17 protein-coding genes are annotated in these 20,261 nt (G+C 69.1%); 3 read left to right on the top strand and 14 right to left on the bottom strand.

Annotated elements, in window-relative coordinates:
- Nucleotides 1-29: 29 nt before the first annotated feature.
- Complete coding sequence (locus ACZ3HL_RS34490) at nt 30-1,403, top strand: MFS transporter (protein WP_465535460.1); 1,374 nt, start codon at nt 30-32, stop codon at nt 1,401-1,403.
- Here ACZ3HL_RS34490 and ACZ3HL_RS34485 read toward each other — a convergent pair.
- Nucleotides 1,362-2,321, bottom strand: a complete 960-nt coding sequence (locus tag ACZ3HL_RS34485; RefSeq protein WP_465535459.1) for a helix-turn-helix transcriptional regulator — start codon at nt 2,319-2,321, stop codon at nt 1,362-1,364. The genes ACZ3HL_RS34490 and ACZ3HL_RS34485 overlap by 42 nt on opposite strands.
- A gap of 77 nt (nt 2,322-2,398) precedes the next feature.
- Between ACZ3HL_RS34485 and ACZ3HL_RS34480 the strand changes: the two genes are divergently transcribed.
- Nucleotides 2,399-2,863, top strand: coding sequence for a nucleoside deaminase (locus tag ACZ3HL_RS34480; RefSeq protein WP_465535458.1), 465 nt, complete (start codon nt 2,399-2,401; stop codon nt 2,861-2,863).
- On the opposite strand, the gene ACZ3HL_RS34475 is transcribed toward ACZ3HL_RS34480, so the two are convergent.
- A complete protein-coding gene (locus ACZ3HL_RS34475) occupies nt 2,860-4,119 on the bottom strand; it encodes a GGDEF domain-containing protein (RefSeq protein ID WP_465535457.1) in 1,260 nt (419 codons plus the stop codon). The two genes, ACZ3HL_RS34480 and ACZ3HL_RS34475, sit on opposite strands and share 4 nt — an antisense overlap.
- A 224-nt stretch (nt 4,120-4,343) precedes the next feature.
- Here ACZ3HL_RS34475 and ACZ3HL_RS34470 point away from each other — a divergent pair, with 224 nt between their 5' ends.
- The gene (locus tag ACZ3HL_RS34470) at nt 4,344-5,294 is read left to right on the top strand and encodes a chitinase (RefSeq protein WP_465412418.1); all 951 of its coding nucleotides are present in this window, start codon (nt 4,344-4,346) and stop codon (nt 5,292-5,294) included.
- A gap of 217 nt (nt 5,295-5,511) precedes the next feature.
- On the opposite strand, the gene ACZ3HL_RS34465 is transcribed toward ACZ3HL_RS34470, so the two are convergent.
- The 12 genes from ACZ3HL_RS34465 to ACZ3HL_RS34410 all read right to left on the bottom strand — a co-directional run bounded on the left by ACZ3HL_RS34465 (nt 5,512) and on the right by ACZ3HL_RS34410 (nt 20,201).
- Nucleotides 5,512-7,080, bottom strand: coding sequence for an ABC transporter substrate-binding protein (locus ACZ3HL_RS34465; protein WP_465535456.1), 1,569 nt, complete (start codon nt 7,078-7,080; stop codon nt 5,512-5,514).
- A 19-nt stretch (nt 7,081-7,099) separates the two neighbouring features.
- A complete protein-coding gene (locus ACZ3HL_RS34460) occupies nt 7,100-9,130 on the bottom strand; it encodes a hypothetical protein (protein ID WP_465535455.1) in 2,031 nt (676 codons plus the stop codon).
- A 175-nt stretch (nt 9,131-9,305) separates the two neighbouring features.
- Entirely contained in the window at nt 9,306-9,827 is a 522-nt protein-coding gene (locus ACZ3HL_RS34455; protein ID WP_465535454.1) for a hypothetical protein, read from the bottom strand.
- Between the two features lie 123 nt (nt 9,828-9,950).
- On the bottom strand, nt 9,951-10,220 hold the full coding sequence (locus ACZ3HL_RS34450) for a hypothetical protein (RefSeq protein ID WP_126731876.1): 270 nt from the start codon (nt 10,218-10,220) through the stop codon (nt 9,951-9,953).
- 87 nt (nt 10,221-10,307) lie between these two features.
- Nucleotides 10,308-10,940, bottom strand: coding sequence for a TetR/AcrR family transcriptional regulator (locus ACZ3HL_RS34445; RefSeq protein WP_465412414.1), 633 nt, complete (start codon nt 10,938-10,940; stop codon nt 10,308-10,310).
- Nucleotides 10,937-11,788, bottom strand: a complete 852-nt coding sequence (locus tag ACZ3HL_RS34440; RefSeq protein WP_465535453.1) for an SDR family oxidoreductase — start codon at nt 11,786-11,788, stop codon at nt 10,937-10,939. The genes ACZ3HL_RS34445 and ACZ3HL_RS34440 overlap by 4 nt, the downstream gene beginning before the upstream one ends.
- Nucleotides 11,789-11,857: 69 nt before the next feature.
- Nucleotides 11,858-13,024 (bottom strand): acyl-CoA dehydrogenase family protein, encoded by a 1,167-nt coding sequence (locus tag ACZ3HL_RS34435; protein ID WP_126731871.1) that lies wholly within the window; start codon nt 13,022-13,024, stop codon nt 11,858-11,860.
- On the bottom strand, nt 13,021-14,973 hold the full coding sequence (locus ACZ3HL_RS34430; protein ID WP_465535452.1) for an ATP-binding protein: 1,953 nt from the start codon (nt 14,971-14,973) through the stop codon (nt 13,021-13,023). Before ACZ3HL_RS34430 ends, ACZ3HL_RS34435 begins: the two co-directional genes overlap by 4 nt.
- 5 nt (nt 14,974-14,978) lie before the next feature.
- A complete protein-coding gene (locus ACZ3HL_RS34425; protein WP_465412410.1) occupies nt 14,979-16,577 on the bottom strand; it encodes an acyl-CoA carboxylase subunit beta in 1,599 nt (532 codons plus the stop codon).
- A complete protein-coding gene (locus ACZ3HL_RS34420; protein ID WP_465535451.1) occupies nt 16,574-17,722 on the bottom strand; it encodes an acyl-CoA dehydrogenase family protein in 1,149 nt (382 codons plus the stop codon). Before ACZ3HL_RS34420 ends, ACZ3HL_RS34425 begins: the two co-directional genes overlap by 4 nt.
- Nucleotides 17,719-19,410: an acyclic terpene utilization AtuA family protein gene (locus tag ACZ3HL_RS34415; RefSeq protein WP_465535450.1), complete on the bottom strand. Its 1,692-nt coding sequence runs from the start codon at nt 19,408-19,410 to the stop codon at nt 17,719-17,721. Before ACZ3HL_RS34415 ends, ACZ3HL_RS34420 begins: the two co-directional genes overlap by 4 nt.
- A complete protein-coding gene (locus ACZ3HL_RS34410) occupies nt 19,407-20,201 on the bottom strand; it encodes a TIGR03084 family metal-binding protein (protein ID WP_465412407.1) in 795 nt (264 codons plus the stop codon). Before ACZ3HL_RS34410 ends, ACZ3HL_RS34415 begins: the two co-directional genes overlap by 4 nt.
- Nucleotides 20,202-20,261: the final 60 nt, after the last annotated feature.

Genomic DNA, 20,261 nt, shown 5'->3' with positions numbered 1-20,261 from the left:
CGCAGCAGCGCCGAGCGAAGGGCAGCCAGATGGCCGACACCGCACCGAACGCCCCCGAAACCGCCGCCGAACCGACGATCACCGTGTCCCAGCGCAGGAAGGCCGCGACCGCGGCGGCACTCGCCTCCTCGGTCGAGTGGTACGACTACTTCGTCTTCGGGATCGCCGCCGCCCTGGTCTTCGGGAAGACCTTCTTCCCCACCAGCAACGCGGCGGCCGGCGTCCTCGCCTCGTTCGCGACCTTCGCGGTCGGCTTCCTCGCCCGGCCGCTCGGCGGGATCATCGCGGGCAGCCTCGGCGACAAACGCGGCCGGAAACCCGTGCTGGTGCTGGCGATCGCGCTGATGGGCGCGGCGACCACGCTGATCGGCCTGCTGCCGACCTACGACACGATCGGCATCGCCGCGCCGATCCTCCTGGTCCTGCTCCGGCTCGTGCAGGGGGTCGCCGTCGGCGCCCAGTGGGGTGGCGCGATGCTGCTCGCCACCGAGTACGCGCCGCCCGGCAAACGCGGTCTCTACGGCAGCCTCGTCCAGCTGGGCGTCCCGATCGGGGTGGTGCTGGCGAACACGGTGTTCCTGATCGCCGCCCAGGTCGCCCCGCCGTCGGACTTCCTCGTGTGGGCGTGGCGGATCCCGTTCCTGGTGGGTGTGCTCGTGCTCGGGCTGGCCTGGTACATGCACGTCAAGATCGACGAGACGCCCGAATACCGCCGCGCCGAAGCGAAACTCGCCGCCGAGGAACGCGGCCGGGCCAAATCGCCGCTGCGTGACGTCCTGCGCGACCACAAGGGCACGGTGCTGCTGGCGGGTGGCTCGTTCATGGTCAACACCGCCACCTTCTACATCCTGCTGAACGGCGTCCTCGACTACGCCACCCGCCACCTGGGGATGTCGCGGACCACGGTGCTCGTCGCGACCCTGCTGATCAGCACGCTGCAGCTCGCGATCATCCCGCTGTCGGCGAAACTGTCCGACCGGATCGGCAGGCTCAAGATCTACACCTTCGGCGCGGCGGGTGTCGCGCTCTGGGCGATCCCGATGTTCCTGCTCATCGACACGGCCTCGCTGCCGCTGTTCGTCATCGCCTCGTTCGTCGGGTCGCTGTTCCTCGGCATCATGTACGGCCCGCAGGCGGCGTTGTTCGCCGAGCTCTTCACCGCCGAGATGCGCTACACCGGCGCCTCGCTCGGCTACCAGATCAGCGCGGTCGTCGGCGGTGGGCTCGCGCCGTTCATCATGGTGCTGCTGCTGGAATCCACCGGGACGTCGATGTCGGTCTCGCTCTACATCATCGTGCTGGCCCTGATCTCGCTCGGTTCGATCGGCCTGCTGGCCAAACGCGCACGGTCCACTTCGGACTCAGACGACCGCGCGCGCGAAGCGGTCGGCGACCAGCCGTAGCCGCTCCTTGACCTCGTCCGGCGCCTCCTCCACGACGAAGTCGACGTCCCAATGGGCGAGGTAGTAGGGCATCACGGAAAGGTCGTTGGAGCCGACCCGGACCCGGCAGGTGTGCTCGTCGATGGCCTCGATCGTCCCGGCGGTCGGGGACACGTATTCGGCGAGCGCGTCCGCCGAGGCGTTGACCCGCAGCACCATCTGGTGCGGATACGGCGAAGACGTGATCCCGCGGGAGACGTACGCCGCGAGGTCCTCGGCGGGCGGTTCCCTCGGCGTGAACCGGAAACTCGTGTCCGGGACGCCGTCGATACGGTCGACGCGGAAGGTCCGCCAGTCGTCACGGTCGAGATCGAACGCGACCAGGTACCACCGGCGCCCGGTGTGCACCAGGCGCAACGGCTCGATGTAGCGCTCGCTGACGTCACCGTTGTGACTGCGGTACCCGAACCGGAGCCGCTGATGGTCACGGCAAGCCGACGCGATGACCGTCAGCGCCGCCGCGTCGATGACCGGGACGACGCCGCCGAGCGGGATCATCGCCGTGTTCAGCGCGGTGATCCGGTGCCGCAGCCGCGCGGGCAGGACCTGCTCCAGTTTCGTGAGCGCGCGCACCGAGGTCTCCTCGATCCCCGAGACCGTCCCGTTCGCGGCCGTGCGGAGCCCGACGGCGACCGCGACGGCCTCGTCGTCGTCCAGCAGCAGCGGCGGCAGCGCGGCCCCCGCGCCGAGCCGGTAGCCGCCCGCGACGCCGGGGGTGGCGTGTACCGGGTAGCCCAGTTCGCGCAGCCGCTCTACGTCGCGCCGGACCGTGCGGACGTCCACCTGCAGCCGGTCGGCGAGGTCGGCTCCCGGCCAGTCGCGTCGCGCCTGCAGCAGGGAGAGCAGCCTCAGCAGCCGTGCCGACGTGCCCGTGGTCATCGGTTCGCTCGCTTCATGGGAGGAGTGTCGCAGATATTCAGGACAGGTCCGGTCCGCATTGGCTCAGAAGCCGTAAGGTGACCCAGGTGATCGATCCCGTGCAACTGCTGTCCGTCGCCCGTGAAGAGGCCGAACTCGGCAAGGCCGAGGGCGGGGTCCCGATCGGCGCCGCCCTCTTCGACACCACCGGTGTCCTGCTCGGCCGCGGCCACAACCGCCGGGTCCAGGACGGCGACCCGTCGATGCACGCCGAGACCTCGGCCTTCCGGAACGCGGGCAGGCGGCCGCACTACCGGGACACGATCATGGTCACCACGCTATCCCCCTGCTGGTACTGCAGCGGGCTGGTACGGCAGTTCGGCATCGGCCGGGTCGTCATCGGCGAGGCCACCACGTTCGAGGGCGGGCACGGCTGGCTCGAGGAACACGGCGTCGAGATCACCCTGCTCGACGACCCGGCGTGCACCGCGCTGATGACCGACTTCATCCGGGATCACCCGGACCTGTGGTTCGAAGACATCGGCGTCCCGGCCGAAGGCTAGGTTTCGACCTCGAAGACGACGGTCCGGTTGCGCCCGGCCCCCTTCGCCGCGCGCAACGCCTGATCCGCCGCGCCGACGAGCCGGTCGAGCGTCTCACCACAGGCCGGATGCGACGACACTCCGATCGAGACGGTCGTCCCCGCGAACGTCCCACCCAGTGAGACGAACGTCGAGGAGATCCGCAGCCGGATGCGCTCGGCGATCGCGTGCGCGTCGAACCGGCTCGTGCCGGGCAGCAGGACCACGAACTCCTCGCCGCCGAACCGGCCGACCAGGTCCGCGGCACGGACCTCGGCACGCAAGGTGTCCGCCACGGCCCGCAGGACGTCGTCCCCGACGTGCCTGCCGTGCCGGTCGTTGAGCCGGGCGAAATGGTCGAGGTCGAGCATCAGCAGCGAAAGATCGGCGCCACGGCCGCGAAGCAGCTCGAACTGGGTGCGGGCACCGTCCAACCAGGACGACGCGGTGAGCAGTCCCGTACCGGAGTCCGTGCCCGCGTGACCACGCAGGGCGCGCATCGTCCCCGCCCGGTGAAGTACCACGAGCGCGCCCGCGAGTACCACGGTGACGAACGGCCAGTCCGCCGCCGACCACGCGAGCAACAGTCCGAACGCGACCATCGCCGCGTCGAAGGCGAATCCCGACGGTTCCGCCCCGAATTCGGCCGCCGGCGCGGCCAAGGCCGCGTCGACGGACAGGAAAACCAGCCCGGTCGCGAAAACCAGGGCGAAACTTTCGAAATCCCTTGGCGCGCCGAGGAACGGCGACCCACCCAGCAGTACCGGGATGATCGAGGCGCCGAGCGCCGAAAGCATGGTCGCGGACGCCGCGAACACCTGCCGATGCGGGATCCCGCGCCGGATCCGGAACCAGCGATACCCCGCCGAGGCGACGACGAGTACCGCGGCGAGCGCGGGCGGCAACAACAATGCGCCCGCGAAAATCCACGCCGCGTCCAGGCCGGCGCCGAGCCGGGTGTCGGCGCGGGATCGCTCGACGGGGCGCGAAAGCTCCGAACTGAGGATCATTCCGGTCAACAGCGCCGAAAACGGAAGAACCGACGACAGCGCGGGCGGCCGCAGGACGAAAAGGTAGGTAGTGGCGGCGAAGGCGGCGAAGTCGACGAGGAGCAGATACCCGATCAGGCCTCGCCTGGGTAGTTCCCACAGGCTCCAGGACCCCAGTATCCGCCGGGGCGCGGCGAGCCGGTCTCTCCGGTCGCGGCTTCCGGTCGCCATCAGGGAGTCCCCCACCATTTCGGCAAACTAGCCGGTAATCGCGGTGGTGTCGATCCGCTTTCCGGGTCATCACCCCCCTACTAAGGTCGGTCGTTTCCGGTGTGTCTTCCGGTGAATTCTTGACAGTCCTCAATGGTCTAGTCCACCGTGGGATAGCGCACCCTCCAGGTTGATCCGCCGCGTCAAGACGGAGGTGCTCCACACCTGCGCGCCTCGCCGCGCGCGTACCAGTTGGAGGACCGATGAAATCCTTACGACGCTGGGCGACACTGGCCACCACCGTCGGCGCCGCTCTCGCCACGGCCGCCGGCCTCGCCCCCGTCGCCTCGGCGGCCCCGGACCCGGTGCTCGCCTCGCCCTATCTGTACCAGTGGTCGGGACAGACGGATCCGATCGCCGCGATGAACGCCACCGGCGTCAAGGCCTTCACGCTCGCGTTCATCCTCTCCGACGGGGGCTGCAACCCGAAATGGGACGGCAGCCGTTCCCTCACCGGCTCCGACGCCACGATGATCAACAACATCCGCGCCAAGGGCGGCGACGTCATCCCGTCGTTCGGCGGCTGGTCGGGCACGAAGCTCGGCCCGAAATGCGCCACTCCCGCGGCACTCGCCGGCGCGTACCAGAAGGTCATCGACGCCTACAAACTCAAGGCGATCGACCTCGACGTCGAGAACACCGACGAGTTCGAGAACCACACCGTCCAGGACAGGATCCTGAACGCGGTCAAGATCACGAAACAGAAGAACCCCGGCCTCCGCGTGGTCATCACCATCCCGACCGAGGTCGGCGGCCCCAACGCACACGGCAAGCGGCTGATCACCCGGTCGAAGGAGCTCGGCGCGGGCGTCGACGCGTGGTCGGTCATGCCGTTCGACTTCTCCAGCGGCGGTGACATGGCGGGCAAGACCCGCAGCGCCGTGGACGGGCTGAAGAACGTCGTGAAGTCCACCTTCGGCCTGAGCGACGACGCGGCGTACCGGCGCAGCGGGCTTTCGTCGATGAACGGGAAGACCGATGTGGCCGGCGAAACCGTCAGCGTCGCCGACTTCCGCGCGATCCGCGACTACGCGGCGAGCAAACATCTCGCCCGCCTGTCGTTCTGGGCGGTGAACCGCGATTGCAACAACTGCGCGGGAATCTCGCAGGGCAAGTACGACTACACCAAGATCGTGGCGGGTTACACCGGCTGACTTCCGTTCCCCACCGGTGTCAGTCCGTGAGGGCCTCCTTCCCTGCTCTCGAGGTAGGGAAGGAGGCCCTCACAGCTTTGCCGCTACAGGTGCTCTTCAGGCACGCGGTGCTCACGTCGCGACGGCATTCGGGCCTCCTGTCACGAACGGACCCGCCTGGCCGAGGGCCCGCGCCGACGTTGCGAAAGTGGCTTTCGCAACCTTCCGGGGCCGCCCCTCAGCCGCCGCAGTCCGGAGCCGTGTTCAGCGGCCGCCCGCGCGACCACACGAGGTCGACCGGATGCACCGAACCGTCCGGATCGATCGACAGGATCGGCAACGCCTTGTCGAGCTGGTTCCCCGTCGCCTGGTCGAACGCGATGAAGCCGGTCGCGCCGGGCACCGGGGAGTTGCAGTCGATGCTGCGCAACACGTTCGCCACCGAGACCGGATCCGCCGACACGTTCTGCACGGCCGCTTCGACGGCCGCGGCGACCGCGTCGTGTTCGATCATCGCGGCGCCGTCCCACAGCTCCGCCTTGGGAAAACCGTGGGTTCCGGTGAATTCCGCGACGAAGTTGTCGTAGTTCTTCTTGTACGTGGGATGCGCGGGATCGGCGGTGAACATGTCCCACTGGTCGGGATAGGCCAGTGCCGTGTACCGGAGCCGGACGCTGATGTCCTTGTTCAGCTCCAAGGGCTTCCCGGCGAGTGTGCTCGCGTCGTCCCCGGTCATCACGGTCACCGTGTCGAGTCCCTCGCAGGCACCGTCGCCGGCCAGCGCCGCCACGAGGGCGCCGAGATCGAGCCCGCGGCCGGCGAAGTAGATCAGATCGGGTTTCGCGCCGCAGATGTCGTTGTGCCATCTGCTGAACAGCCCGCGCAGGTAGGCCTCACGCGAAGTGTCGGCGAGTGGTTTCACGTCGTAGGTCTTCGTGAAGACGACCGGGACCTTCGACGAGTTCTGGAACGCCTCGGCCAGGGTGGTCGCGTAGGTGTCCTCCTTGCTGACGCCCTGGATCATCATCACGCGCTGGAAACCGTGCGCGGCGATGTATCCGGCCGCGGCGCGGGCCTCGTCGGTGTTGGTGGGGCCCACGCGGAAGAAGTTGTCGATCCGGGCGCCCCTCGGGTCGGTGTTCATGTTGTCCGCGGTGACGGTCGCGCCGATCGTGGCGATCCCGTGCCGGGACAGTTCGGCCACCAGCGCCCGGCTGCTCTCCGTGCTGATGCCGATGTCGGTGACCGCCACGATGCGCTGGGCGGCGGCCGCGGCGACGATCTCGTCGGCGACGACCCGCCAGTGTTCGGCGTTGCTGCCGTAGTTGGCCAGCAGGAGCTTGATCCCCGGCGGTCCGTTCTTCGGCCACGCCGCGGTGATCGCGCCCTGGACCTCCCGCCGCACGAACGGGAACGGCTGGCTGTCGACCTTCGGATCGGGTGCGAGGTTCTCCAGCACCACGATGGTCTTGAAGTCGTCGCCCGCCTGCTCGTTGCGGCTCTTGATGAGCTTCTCGAGCGGGTCGAGCGGATCGTCGTCCCGCATCGGGCCGGAGTCGAGGTTCAGCCCGACACAGACGTAGGACGAGCCGATCGAGTCCTCGTCCGCGTCCACCGCCCGCAGCCCGGAACCGCAGTACTCCCACGGTCTGAACCCCGCCAGCAATCCCCCTGCCAGCACGACCACCGCGAGGATCAGCAGCAGCCGATGACGGCGCGCCCAGCCGCGGGGCCGGACCGGCGGTCCCGTCGCCGCGCCGTCACGGGCCGCGGACATGCGTGTTCTCAACGAATCGAGCCAGGACATCACAGGGTTCCGTTCCGGGTCAGGGGAATTCGCCGCGACGGGCGGCTTCCTTGGCCGACACGAGCGCGCCGACGTCGGGCTGATGCGAGGTGGTGGCCAGGGCGGCGAGGGCGTTCGCGATCACCTGGTGCTGATCCTGCCCGCGCACGGCGAACGGGTTGGCGGTCAGCCGGCCCGCCGCGATGAGCCGGGCGACGTTGTTCCGGATCTCGGACCGGTCGTTCGGGCACCGCGCGTTGTCCAGATTGACGAGTTCTTCGTACAGCTCCGCGTGATCCCGCTCGGGCGGCAGATCGTCCGGCGCGTTGAGGACCAGCTCGAGTTTGGCGATCCACTCCGCGTGCGGGATCCGGTTGAACTCGCGCTCGAAGAAGGTGACCACCTCGCCGATGTCGCCGAGCGCGAGGTTGCAGTAGGCCAGGCGCACCGGGTCCTGCGCGGTGTCCGGATCGTCGCGCAGGGCCTTGAACTGGTCGGTGTAGGTCGGCCCGTCGCCGTCACCCCGCCGGGCCAGCGCGGACACCAGGTTCGCGGCGATCCACGGATGCAGTGCCGCCTGGTCGTCCGTGGAACCCGGCGAGTTCCGCGCCGTCACCCACAACGAGGTGCGCAGTTCGGTCAGGATCCGCCCGACGTGCGGCTGGTCGATCCGGCTCTGCGCGGCGTCCGGGATCAGCCAGGGCGCGGTCGCGAACGGGGCCGCGGTCACGAAGTCGTCGACGTGCACGTCGTCGAGGTGCTCGGTCAAAGCGAGCTCGGTCAGCCGCCGGTAGCAGGGATCCTGTTCGTCACGGGGATCGGTGGTGAGCAGATCGCGGTCGCCTTCGCGCGCGTCGCTCGCCCGCAACCGCCCCGTGAGCTGTTCGACCGCCGACGGCAGTCCACCGGTCGCCCGGTGCGCGAGCGTGACCTTCGGCGTCCGCGCGCCGGAATCGAGGATCCGCGCGATCCGCCCGATCGACTGGGGTGAGATCCGGACCGGGTAGTAGGGCGAGTCGAGCGCGCCGTTGGCCGGGTTCGCCCAGTCGTCGTACGAGGCGTCCTCGCAGTCCGCCATCGGCCGGACGGCGGACGGGGCGCCGGACGCGGGTTTCCACGGTGCCAGCCAGGCGGTCCCCCAGTCGTCGTGCCACCGCCCGCTGGTGGCGATGACCAGCAGCGCGTCGTGGGCCTCGCGGTCGTTCGGATGCTGGACAGCATGCCGTTCCCGCGCGGCGATCAGGTCGGCGAGGAATTCGGTCCCGCCGGGGTGGTCGACGTCGTCGAGCACCACCACCCAGTTGTGCCAGTGCCTGCGCTGCTGCGAGATGTCGCAGGTACAGGGGCTCTTCTCCTCCGGCTTGGCCATCCGCGGGTGGTTCTCCCGGACGTCGCCGAGGAACGCCGCCATCAGCCACTCGGTGACCGCCTTGGCGTCACGGGCACTGCCGTGCGCGAGGCGGTTGAGTTCGAGCAACGCGTCGAACGGGGATCTCCCCTCGGCGTGGGGGAAGTCCGCCAGCGACCGCAGCGCCTTCCCGAGCCTTGGCCGGATGTTCCGGACCAGATGCGGGAACGTCCGGCGGAACAGATCGGCGTACGGGGGCTCGACGAGACCGGTCGCCTTCGCCGTTTCGGTCAGCGTGTCGAGCGTGCTGTCCATCGCGGGCGTCCAGATGATTCGGTCGAGACTGCCGAGCAGCGTCTTCAGTTGCGCGAGGTCTTCATCGCGATTTCGACCGGAAAGCTCCGCCTGGACTGCGATCAACGCGATCGTGAAACGAACGAACTGCGGTTTCGGTCGATTTCGCCATTTTCCCGACAACGTATAGGCCAGTTTTGTGAGCACGTCGATCGTGCCCGCCCTGCCGCCTTGCCCGAAATCGAATCCGGCGTGCACGACACCCCAGCCGAGGTCACGGCGGATCGCTTCCAGCGCCGTGGTCTTCCCCGAACCGACCGGCCCGAGCAGCAGCGTCACCGGCTGCGGCCGGGACGGATTCCCCGTCTCGCGGTTGAGCAGCATTCTCCGGGCGAACTGCACCGCGGGAGAATGTCGGTCCACATTCATTTTTCCTGTTCAGCCCCTAGCGTGCCACGGAAGGAATGGAGAGTGCGGACCATCGTAGGTACACGGCCGAGGGCGGGACACCGGAAAAAAGACGCCAGACACGAACGGACGAGATCAGGGATGAATCGTGATTCTTGTTCGACGATGAGCGACGCCGTCGATCACCCGATCGGTGCTATCGGCCCCACTGCGGCCACCGGCCACCACCGGGATATCCGCCGTGGTTCCAGTCGTAGTACCACTCGTGGTGACCGGCGCGCGGATCCGGCCGTTCCTCCGGCGGCGGCATGGGCGGCGTAGGCGTCGGGGACGGCGTCTCCGAACCGTGCATCGCCGCGGTCATCGGCGGCGGAGGGGCGACATTGCCGCCCGAAGGTCCCGACGGGACGGGCGAAGACGCCGCATCGTCCGGGACCTCGACGGCCTGCGGGGCGATGGTCAGCGACGGCGGCGGGAGCGGGATCCCCGGGATCACCTCGGCCTGTTCGCCCGGGGTGAGCAGTACGGCCAGCAGTCCGCCGACGAAGACGCCACCCGCCGAAAGCGCCGAGATCCGCCGGATCCGGTGACCACCGGATGCGTCCGGGGCCCGGTGCTTCGGCCCGCGCGGCCCCCGGCGGCGGGGTGCCGCGCCGGCTTCCCGCATCAGCTCGCTCAGGGCGTCCCCGCCGGAATCGTGGCGAGCCGTGCGTGCCATCGGCACCTCCCTACCCGGTCCGCCGCTCGACGGCGACGGCCTCATCCCGGGGTGGATCCTAGGAACACGGGAGGTGGTTGTAAACGGTCGTCGTCCACTGCGGACGGACGATGCGGTGAAGGGTCAGGCGGCCGCGGTGACCGCGATGGCGGCTTCGCCCGCCTCGGTCAGCTCGGCGGGCACCCGGCCGGTGACCGCGGCGGGACCGGTGGACTCGCCGGGGCGGATGTAACCGCCGCGGGCGAGCGCGTGCGCGGTCATCTGATCGCAACAGGCGAACCCGTCGATGAAGAGATCCGGCTCGCAGCTGCACGACATCTGGGCACGGCGCGCCGCGACCGCTCGCAGCATCGCCATCGCGCGATGGGACAGTTCGACCTCTGAACCGGACACCGGACTGGACCTCTCTCGATCAGCCACCTGAATCAGCAGCACTCACACCGTGTTATCGACTGCTGCTCCATCAGTGTTAACAAGATCTCAGACGTTGCCGGTACCTTCTCGGTTCCGTGAGATCTTCGCCGATGCCAGGGGCGGCTCCAGGACCCGTGCCCAGTGGGCGACGATCTGCTTGCGCCGCTTCGTGTCGTCGGTCAGCAGGTTCGCCAGTCCCAGGCCGCGGGCAAGATCGAGAGTGGCCTGGACCAGCTCGCGAACGCCCTGGTGGGACTCGTCGACACCGAGCAGTTCGACGGTGACCCGGTGCGCTTCCCGCCCGACCCGCGCCTCCAGCGGCACCAGGGTCGCGCGCAGCGACTCGTCGGTCGACGCCGCGACCCAGAGGTGGAGCGCGGCACGGAAAAGAGGCCCGCTGTAGAGGTTGAGCACCATGTCGACGGCCCGCTCGATCCGCGACCGCCCCGACGGCAGGTCCGCCGCGCGGGCGCGCAGTTCCACGATCTGGATTTCGCCGACGTGCTCGACCGCGGCCGCGACCAGGTCCTCCCTGGTCGGGAAGTGGTGCTGGGCGGCACCGCGCGAGACACCGGCGCGCTCGGCGATCAGCGAGACGGTGGTCCCGTTCCAGCCCAGCTCACCGATAGTCTCGACGGCGGCTTCGACCAGCCGCCGCCGGGTCGTGCGGCTGCGCTCCTGCTGCGGTTCGCGGATCATGGCCCTGATTCTGGAGTACGGCCTTCGACCCAGAAATCGAGCTGCAGGTCTTCCTCCCGCCCGCCGATGCGGTACTTCGAGAAGTCCGTGACCCCTTCGCCGGCGAGCACCTCGTCGTCGATGAAGAAGTGCCCGGTCACCTCCCGGCCCGGTTTGGTGAGGATCGCGTGCGCCGCGTCCGCCATGATCTCCGGTGTCCGCGACTTGGCCGCGAGTTCCGCGCCGACGACGTTGCGGATCGCCGCGGTGTCGATCGTCGTCCGCGGCCATAGCGAGTTCGCCGCGATCCCGTATTGCCGCAGCTCCGCGGCGAGCCCGACGGTCACTAGGCTCATCGAGTACTTCGCGATGCTGTATGCGAGGTGCCCGGCCTGGAACCACTTCTCGTCGAGGCTGATCGGCGGCGACAGCGTCAGGATGTGCGCGTTCTCCGCCAGTTTCAGGTACGGGATGGCGAGTTTCGACAGCAGGAACGACCCGCGCGCGTTGACGTCCTGCATCAGGTCGTAACGCTTCATGCTGACCGCTTCGGTCGGGGTCAGGTCGATCGCGCTGGCGTTGTTGAGGACGATGTCGATCCCGCCGAACTGCTCCGCGGTCCGCGCGATCGCGGCCTCGACCGTCGTGTCGTCCCGGACGTCGCCGACGATCGGCAACGCCTGCCCGCCGGCGTCCTCGATCGCCTTGGCGGCGGTGTAGAGCGTGCCCGGCAGCTTCGGATGCGGCTCGGCGGTCTTCGCGAGCAGGGCGATGTTCGCTCCGTCGCGGGCGGCGCGGACCGCGATCGCCTCGCCGATCCCGCGGCTGCCGCCGGAGATGATGATCGTCTTGCCGTGGAGAGTGGGCATGGAGGGTCGCCTTCCGTAGGACGCTCGTGAGTGGCAAGGACGGTTAGAACCGTCCTTGCCACTCACGAGTCAGTAGGACCGGGGCAGGCCGAGGCTGTGCTGGCCGACGAAGTTGAGCACCATCTCGCGGCTCACCGGCGCGATCCGGCCCAGCCGGACGGCCGTGACCAGCGTGCCCAGCCCGTATTCGCTGGCGAGCCCGTTGCCGCCGTGGGTCTGCACGGCCTGGTCGACCGCGCGGATGGCGACCTCGGCGGCGGCGTACTTCGCCATGTTCGCCGACTCGCCCGCGCCGAAGTCGTCGCCGGAGTCGTAAAGCGACGCGGCCTTCTGCGTCATGAGCTTCGCCAGCTCCAGTTCGATCTTGATCTCGGCCAGCGGATGCGCGAGACCCTGGTGGGTGCCGATCGGCGCGCCCCACACCTTGCGCTCGTTGGCGTAGCCGACGGCCTTGCCCAGCGCGTAGCGCGCGATGCCGAGCGAGAACGACGCGCCCATGATGCGTTCGGGGTTGAGCCCGGCGAACAGCTGCGCGATCGCCGCGTCCTCCTCGCCGACCAGCGCGTCGGCGGGCAGGTGGACGTCGTCGAGGAACAGGCCGAACTGCTTCTCGGGCGAGACGATGTCCATGTCGATCTGCTTGTACTCGAAGCCGGGCGTATCGGTCGGGACGGTGAACAGCGCGGGCTTGAGCTTGCCGGTCTTCGCGTCCTCGGTGCGGCCGACGACCAGGACGGCGTCCGCCTCGTCGACACCGGAGATGTAGACCTTCCGTCCACTGAGGACCCAGCCGTCGGCGTCGCGTTTCGCGGTGGTGGTGATCTTGTGCGAGTTCGACCCGGCGTCCGGTTCGGTGATCGCGAAGACCATCCGGCCGCTGCCGTCGGCGATCCCGGGCAGCCAGCGCTTCTTCTGCTCCTCGGTGCCGAACCGCGAGATGACCGTGCCGCAGATCGCCGGCGAGACGACCATGAGCAGCAGCGGACAGCCCGCCGCGGCGAGTTCTTCGAGCACCGCGGCGAGATCCGCGATACCCGCTCCCCCGCCGCCATACTCCTCGGGCAGGTTCACGCCGAGGTAGCCGAGCCGTCCGGCCTCGGCCCACAGCTCGTCGGTCTTGAGCCCGGCACGGGCCTGCTTCGCGTAGTACTCGTGCCCGTACTTCTTGCCGAGTTCGGCGACCGCGGCCCGCAGCGCGACGCGCTCCTCGGGCTCGGTGAAGTTCATCGCGTTCATTCGTTCTCTCCTACCACCGCGAGGATCGTGCCCACTTCGACCTGTTGTCCGACCACCACCGGGAGTTCCGTCACGACGCCGTCGGCGGGCGCCGCGATCCGGTGTTCCATCTTCATCGCTTCGAGCCACAGCAACGGATCGCCGGTCTTGACGGTGTCGCCCGCTTCGACCGCGAGCCGGACCACCGTGCCCGGCATCGGCGCCACGAGCGATCCGGCGGCGAGCGCCGCGTCGGGATCGGTGTACCTCGGCACCACACCCAGTTCGACGGTGCCTTCCGGCGAATCGACGTACACCGTGTCGCCGTACCGCGCGACGGCGAACTTGCGCCGCACACCGGAGACTTCCAGGACCACGGCGCCGCTTTCGGCGGAAACCAGCTCGACGCCCTCGAAACCGTCGGCGCGCAGACCGTCACGACCGAGGCTGTAGCCGACCTCGATCTCGTCGTCGCCATGACGAAAACGTTTGCGCTGCCCCTGGGAGCGGACGTTGCGCCAGCCGCTCGGCAGTCGGCTCTGCACCCGCGCGCCCGAGCGGTTCGCGGCCGCACCGGCCAAAGCGGCGGCCAGCGCGGAAATCCGTACAGTGTCCACAGTGGCCAGTGGACGAGCCAGGGTTTCGAGTCCGTGCCGGTCGAAGAACGCGGTGTCGGTCTCCCCGGCGAGGAAGGCCTCGTGGCGCAGGACGTTCACCAGCAGGTCGCGGTTGGTCACCACGCCGTGGATCTCCGCACCGGCCAAGGCGCCGGCCAGTGCCCGTGCCGCACTCCGGCGATCCGGGGCGTAGGCGATGACCTTGGCGAGCATCGGGTCGTAGTGCACGCCGACGGTCTGGCCACTGACGAAACCGGAGTCCAGCCGGACACCCGGACCGACTTCGAATTCCCGCTGCGCCGCGGGAAGCTCGAACCGGTGCAAGGTGCCGCTCTGCGGCTGCCAGCCCGCGGCCGGATCCTCGGCGTAGAGCCGGACCTCGATCGCGTGGCCGGTCGTCTCCGGCTCGTCGAACGGGAGGTGCTCGCCCTCCGCGATCCGCAGCTGCAACGAGACGAGGTCAAGTCCGGTCGTGGCCTCGGTGACCGGATGTTCCACCTGGAGCCGGGTGTTCATCTCCAGGAAGTAGAACCGCCCGTCCGGTCCGGCGAGGAACTCGACCGTCCCGGCACCGACGTAGTCGATCGCCTGGGCGGCTTTGCGCGCGGCGTCGAACAGCGCCTCGCGCATGGCTTCGTCGACGAACGGCGACGGCGCCTCTTCGACGACCTTCTGGTGGCGGCGCTGGATCGAGCACTCGCGCTCCCCCACCGCCCACACTGTGCCGTGGGTGTCGGCGAGCACCTGGACCTCGATATGGCGGCCGGTCTCCAGGTACCGCTCGCAGAACACGGTCGGGTCGCCGAACGCCGACGCGGCCTCCGCGCTCGCGCCTTCGACGGCCTCGGCGAGTTCGCCGAGGGAGCGCACGACGCGCATCCCGCGTCCGCCACCCCCGGCGGAAGCCTTGACCAGCAAGGGAAGGTCGGCCTCGGTGACCTCGGCCGGGTCCAATTCGGACAGGATCGGGACACCGGCCTCGGCCATCATCCGCTTGGACTCGACCTTGGAGCCCATGCTCTCGATGGCTTCCGGCGGAGGGCCGACCCAGGTCAGCCCGGCGTCGATCACGGCGCGGGCGAATCCGGCGTTCTCGGACAGGAAGCCGTAGCCGGGGTGGATCGCGTCGGCGCCGGTCTCGACGGCCGCCTTGATCAGCAGTTCGGCACGCAGGTACGTGTCGGCGGGCGCGTTGCCCGGCAGGCGGACGGCGACGTCCGCCTCGGCGGTGTGCGGCGCGTCGGCGTCCGCGTCGGAGAACACCGCGACCGTGCCGATCCCGGCGTCGCGGCAGGTGCGGAACACGCGGCGGGCGATCTCACCGCGGTTGGCGACCAGCAATTTCTCGATCATGCCGCTCACATCCTGAAGACGCCGAAGCCTTCGGCGCCCTTCACTGGTCCATTGTGGATCACGGACAGGCTGAGCCCGAGCACCGTGCGGGTGTCGCGGGGATCGATGATCCCGTCGTCGTACAGCATCCCGGAGAGGAACATCGGCATCGACTCGGCTTCGATCTGGCCCTCGACCATGGCCCGCATGGCGGCGTCGTGCTCCTCGTTGTACTCCTGCCCGCGCGACGCGGCGGCGGCACGGGCCACGATGGACAGCACGCCCGCCAGCTGCTGCGGCCCCATGACCGCGGATTTCGCACTGGGCCAGGCGAAGAGGAACCGGGGGTCGTAGGCGCGGCCGCACATGCCGTAGTGGCCGGCGCCGTACGAGGCACCCATGAGCACCGACAGATGCGGCACCTTCGAGTTCGACACGGCGTTGATCATCATCGCGCCGTGTTTGATGATGCCGCTCTGCTCGTATTCCTTGCCGACCATGTAGCCGGTGGTGTTGTGCAGGAAGACCAGTGGCGTGTCGATCTGGTTGGCCAGCTGGATGAACTGCGCGGCCTTCTGCGACTCCTCGCCGAACAGCACACCTTGGGCGTTGGCGAGGATGCCGACCGGGTAACCGTGGATACTCGCCCATCCCGTGGCGAGGCTGCTGCCGTACAAGGGTTTGAACTCGTCGAAGTCCGAACCGTCGGCGACCCTGGCGATCACCTCGCGCGGATCGAACGGCACCTTGAGATCGGTGGGCACGATGCCGAGCAGATCTTCCGCGGAGTACAACGGTTCCGCGTAGTCCGGCTTGGGCGTCGGGCCCTGTTTGGTCCAGTTGAGCCGTTTGACGATGCCGCGCCCGAGCCGGATCGCGTCCTCTTCGTCCGCCGCCAGGTAGTCCGCGAGTCCCGACGTGCGGGCGTGCATCTCGGCGCCGCCGAGCGATTCGTCGTCAGACTCCTCACCGGTGGCCATCTTGACCAGCGGCGGCCCACCGAGGAACACCTTCGCGCGTTCCTTGACCATCACGACGTAGTCCGACATGCCGGGCAGGTACGCGCCGCCCGCGGTCGAGTTGCCGAACACCAGCGCGATAGTGGGTACCTTCGCCGCCGAAGACCGGGTGAGGTCACGGAAGATCCGGCCGCCGGGGATGAAGATCTCCTTCTGCGTCGGCAGGTCCGCGCCGCCGGACTCGACGAGGTTGATCACCGGCAGGCGGTTCTGCGCGGCGATGTCCGCGGCACGGTAGCTCTTCTTGGCCGTCCACGGATTGCTCGCCCCGCCTTTGACCGTGGGGTCGCTCGCCGAGATCATGCATTCGACGCCTTCGACGACGCCGATCCCGGTGATCACGCTGGCGCCGACCTGGTAGTCCGAACCCCAGGCCGCCAGCGGAGACAGCTCCAGGAACGGTGAGTCCTCGTCCAGGAGGAGTTCGATGCGCTCGCGGGCCAGCAGCTTGCCGCGTTTGCGGTGGCGGGTGACGTACTTCTCGCCGCCACCCGCGATCGCCTTGGCGTGCTCGCCGTCGATCTCGGCGAGTTTGCCGAGCATGGACTCGCGGTTGGTGGCGAACTCCTCGCTCCGCGTGTCCACAATAGACCTGATCGTGCTCATGCGGTGTATCCCAATCGCTTCGCGGCCAAGCCGGTGAGGATCTCGTTGGTCCCGCCGCCGATACCGAGGATGCGCACGTCACGGTAGTGACGCTCCACTTCGGACTCCCGCATGTAGCCGAGTCCGCCGTGCAGCTGCACGGCCTCGTTGACCACCCATTCGGCGGTCTCGACGGCGGTGTTCTTCGCGAAACAGGCTTCGGCGATGACCTCTTCGCCCGCGACGTGGCGCTGGGCGACCTGCCGGGTGTAGGCGCGGGCGACGTCGATCTTGCGGGCCATCTCGGTCAGCTTGTGCTGCACCAGCTGACGGGAGATCAGCGGACGGCCGAAGGTCTCGCGGAGGCGGCACCAGTCCAGCGTCAGGTCCAGCGCCCGCTGCGCGTGCGCGTAGCCCTGAACGGCCAGCGAAACCCGCTCGGTGACGAACTGGGTGGCCACCTGCGCGAACCCGCTGTTCTCGGCACCGACAAGATTTTCGGCGGGCACGCGTACGTCCACATAGGACAGCTCAGCGGTGTCCGAGCAGAGCCAGCCCATCTTCTCCAGCTTGCGGGAGACGGTGAAGCCCGGAGTGCCGCGTTCGACCACGATGAGCGAGATGCCGTGGGCGCCCGCCTCGCCGGTGCGGACCACGGTGGTCACGAAGTCGGCGCGGCAACCCGAGGTGATGAAGGTCTTGGCGCCGTTGATGACGTACTCGTCGCCCTCGCGCACCGCGGTGGTGCGGATCCCGGCGACGTCGGAGCCGCCGTCGGGTTCGGTGACCGCGAGCGAGCCGATCTTGTGGCCTTCCAGCGTCGGCCGGACCCAGCGTTCGATCTGCACCGGATCCCCGGCCGCCGCGATATGCGGGACGGCGATGCCGCAGGTGAACAGCGAGGCGAACAGACCGCCCGAACCGCCCGCGTAGTGCAGTTCCTCGGCGATGACGACAGCGTCGAGATAGTCACCGCCGCCACCGCCGACCTCTTCCGGGAAGCCGACGCCGAGCAGTCCGAGGTCCCCGGCCTTGCGGTGCAGATCGCGGGGCAGTTCGCCCTCGCGCTCCCAGTCTTCGAGGTGGGGCAGGATCTCGGTTTCGGCGAACCGCCGCACGGTCTTGCGCAGTTCGGCGCGTTCCGGCGTGGAGAAGGGATCGGTCACAGGAGGGCCTCCGGGATGTCGATCTCGCGGGAGCGCAGCCATTCCCCGAGCGCCTTCGCCTGCGGGTCGAACCGCGCCTGCGACGCGACGCCCTCGCCGAGGATGCCTTCGACGACGAAGTTGAGCGCTCGCAGGTTCGGCAGGAGATGCCGCCGGACTTCGAGGTCCGCGGTCTCCGGGAGCAGCAGTTTGAATTCGGTGACGGTGAGCCGGTGCGCGAGCCAGCGCCACGCCTCGTCGGAGCGTGCCCAGACACCGACGTTCGCGTTGCCGCCCTTGTCGCCGCTGCGCGCGCCGACCACCTTGCCGAGTGGTGCGCGACGGACCTGCGCCTGAGTGAACGGCGCCGGCAGCCGGTCTTCGTCCACATCGGACAGAGGCAGGGTTTCGGCGGCGGGCGCGATGTCGCGGCGCGTTCCGTCCGGCAGGACGGCGACGTGCGGGACCTCGTGCGCGTCGACGAACGCGGGCCGGTACACGCCATAGGGTGAGGCCGCCGCGGGCGGCGCGGTGACGTGGAAGCCCGGGTAGCTCGCCAGCGCGAGTTCGATCGCCGCGCCACTGAACGCGCGCCCCGCGACCTCCGGATCGGAGTCCTTCACCGCGACGTGCAGCAGCGCGCTCGCCTGCTGCTCGGTTTCGGCGTCGGGGTGATCGGTGCGGGCCAAGGTCCATTGGACGTCCGCCGGAGGCTTGGCCTTGAGTGCGCCTTCGAGTTGTTCCCTGACCAGCGCGGCTTTCGCCTCGATGTCCAGTCCGGTGAGGACGAACGTCGTCTCGTTGCGGAAACCGCCGAGCCCGTTCAGGCAGACCTTCAGGGTCGGAGGCGGGGGTTCTCCGGTGACGCCGCTGATCCGGACGCGGTCCGGGCCGTCCTCGGCGAGCGTCAGCGTGTCGAACCGCGCGGTGACGTCCGGTCCGGCATAACGGGCGCCGGTGATTTCGTAGAGCAGTTGCGCTGTAACGGTTCCGGCGTTCACCACGCCGCCGGTGCCGGGGTGTTTGGTGATCACGCTGGAGCCGTCGGCGGAGATCTCGGCGATCGGGAACCCCGGGACGCCGATCTCGTGCTCGGTGAAGAAGGCGTAGTTGCCGCCGGTGGCCTGCGTGCCGCATTCGATCACGTGCCCGGCCGCGACCGCGCCCGCCAGCGCGTCGTAGTCGTCGCGCGCCCAGCCGAAGTGCGCGGCGGCCGGGCCGACGATCACCGACGCGTCGGTGACGCGCCCGGTCACCACGATGTCGGCGCCCGCGTCCAGGCATTCCGCGATCCCCCACGCGCCGAGGTAGGCGTTGGCGGTCAAGGTCTTGCCGAAACCGAGCTCTTCCGCGCGCTGGACGAGGTCGTCGCCCTCGACGTGCGCGATCGCGACGTCGACGCCGAGTTTCGCGGCCAGCTCACGAAGGGCGTCGGCGAGTCCGGCGGGGTTGAGGCCACCGGCGTTGGCGACGATCTTGACGCCCTTTTCCTTCGCCAGCGCGAGATTCTGTTCCATCTGGCGCAGGAAGGTCTTGGCGTAGCCGCGGTTCGGGTCCTTCATCCGGTCGCGGCCGAGGATGAGCATGGTCAGCTCGGCGAGGTAGTCGCCGGTCAGCACGTCGAGCGGGCCGCCGGTGAGCATCTCCTGGACGGCGGAGAAGCGGTCGCCGTAGAACCCGGACGCGTTGCCGATCCTGATCGGGGTCATGCGAACTGTCCCGGTTTCCGCCCGGCACCGGGCGGCCCGGCGAAGGCCTGCGCGATCCCGAGCCATTCCTCGACGTCCTTGCCCGTGGCGACCAGGTCGGTGTCGGCGGGGTGACGGCGCTGGGTGATGACGAGGCAGAAGTCGGCCGCGCTCCCGGTGAGCCGCTGTCCCGCGTCCTCGGGCCCGAACGCCCAGGTGGTGCCGTCGGGTGCGGTCAGTTCGACCCGGAATTCCTCGGCGGGCGGGGAAAGCGAGTTGAGTTTGTAGGCGAAGTCGCGTGTGCGGGTCCCGAAGCGGGCGATGTGCCAGATCCGCGCGGTGTTCTCCCGTGCGATGCCGAGCGCGTCGTAGATGTCCTGACCGTGTGCCCAGGTCTCCATGAGGCGCGCCGTCACCATGGACGCGGCGCTCATCGGCGGGCCGTACCAGGGGATCTTCTGACCGTCGGGCACCGCGGCGAGCGCGTCGGCGAGTTTCGCGCGGCCGGCGCGCCACTCCGCCAGCAGCTCACGCGGCGGCGTCTTCGCGCCCTCTTCCGCGCCGTCGTCGACGTAGGACTCACCCGTCGCGAGGAGCCCTTCGATCTCGGCTTGCCACTCGGCCTCGGATCCGCGCGCCGCGATCAGCGCCTTCTTGTCCGTCCAGGCCAGATGAGCGATCTGATGGGCGATCGTCCAGCCTTCGGCCGGCGTCTTCCTCGCCCAGTCCGACGCGGGCAGCTCCGCCACCACGTCGTCGATGGCCTGCGATTCCGCCGCGAGATCCCCAAGGATCACGCCCAGGTCAGCCATGCCCGCCTCCTCGCGTCCTCCTCAGGCTGGCACCCCGCGCCGGAAAAATCAAGCACGCCT

The sequence above is a fragment of the Amycolatopsis sp. NPDC000009 genome, from assembly GCF_055563465.1.
The sequence above is the reverse complement of the archived record's forward strand: the minus strand, read 5'-3'. Positions and strand labels throughout refer to the sequence as shown.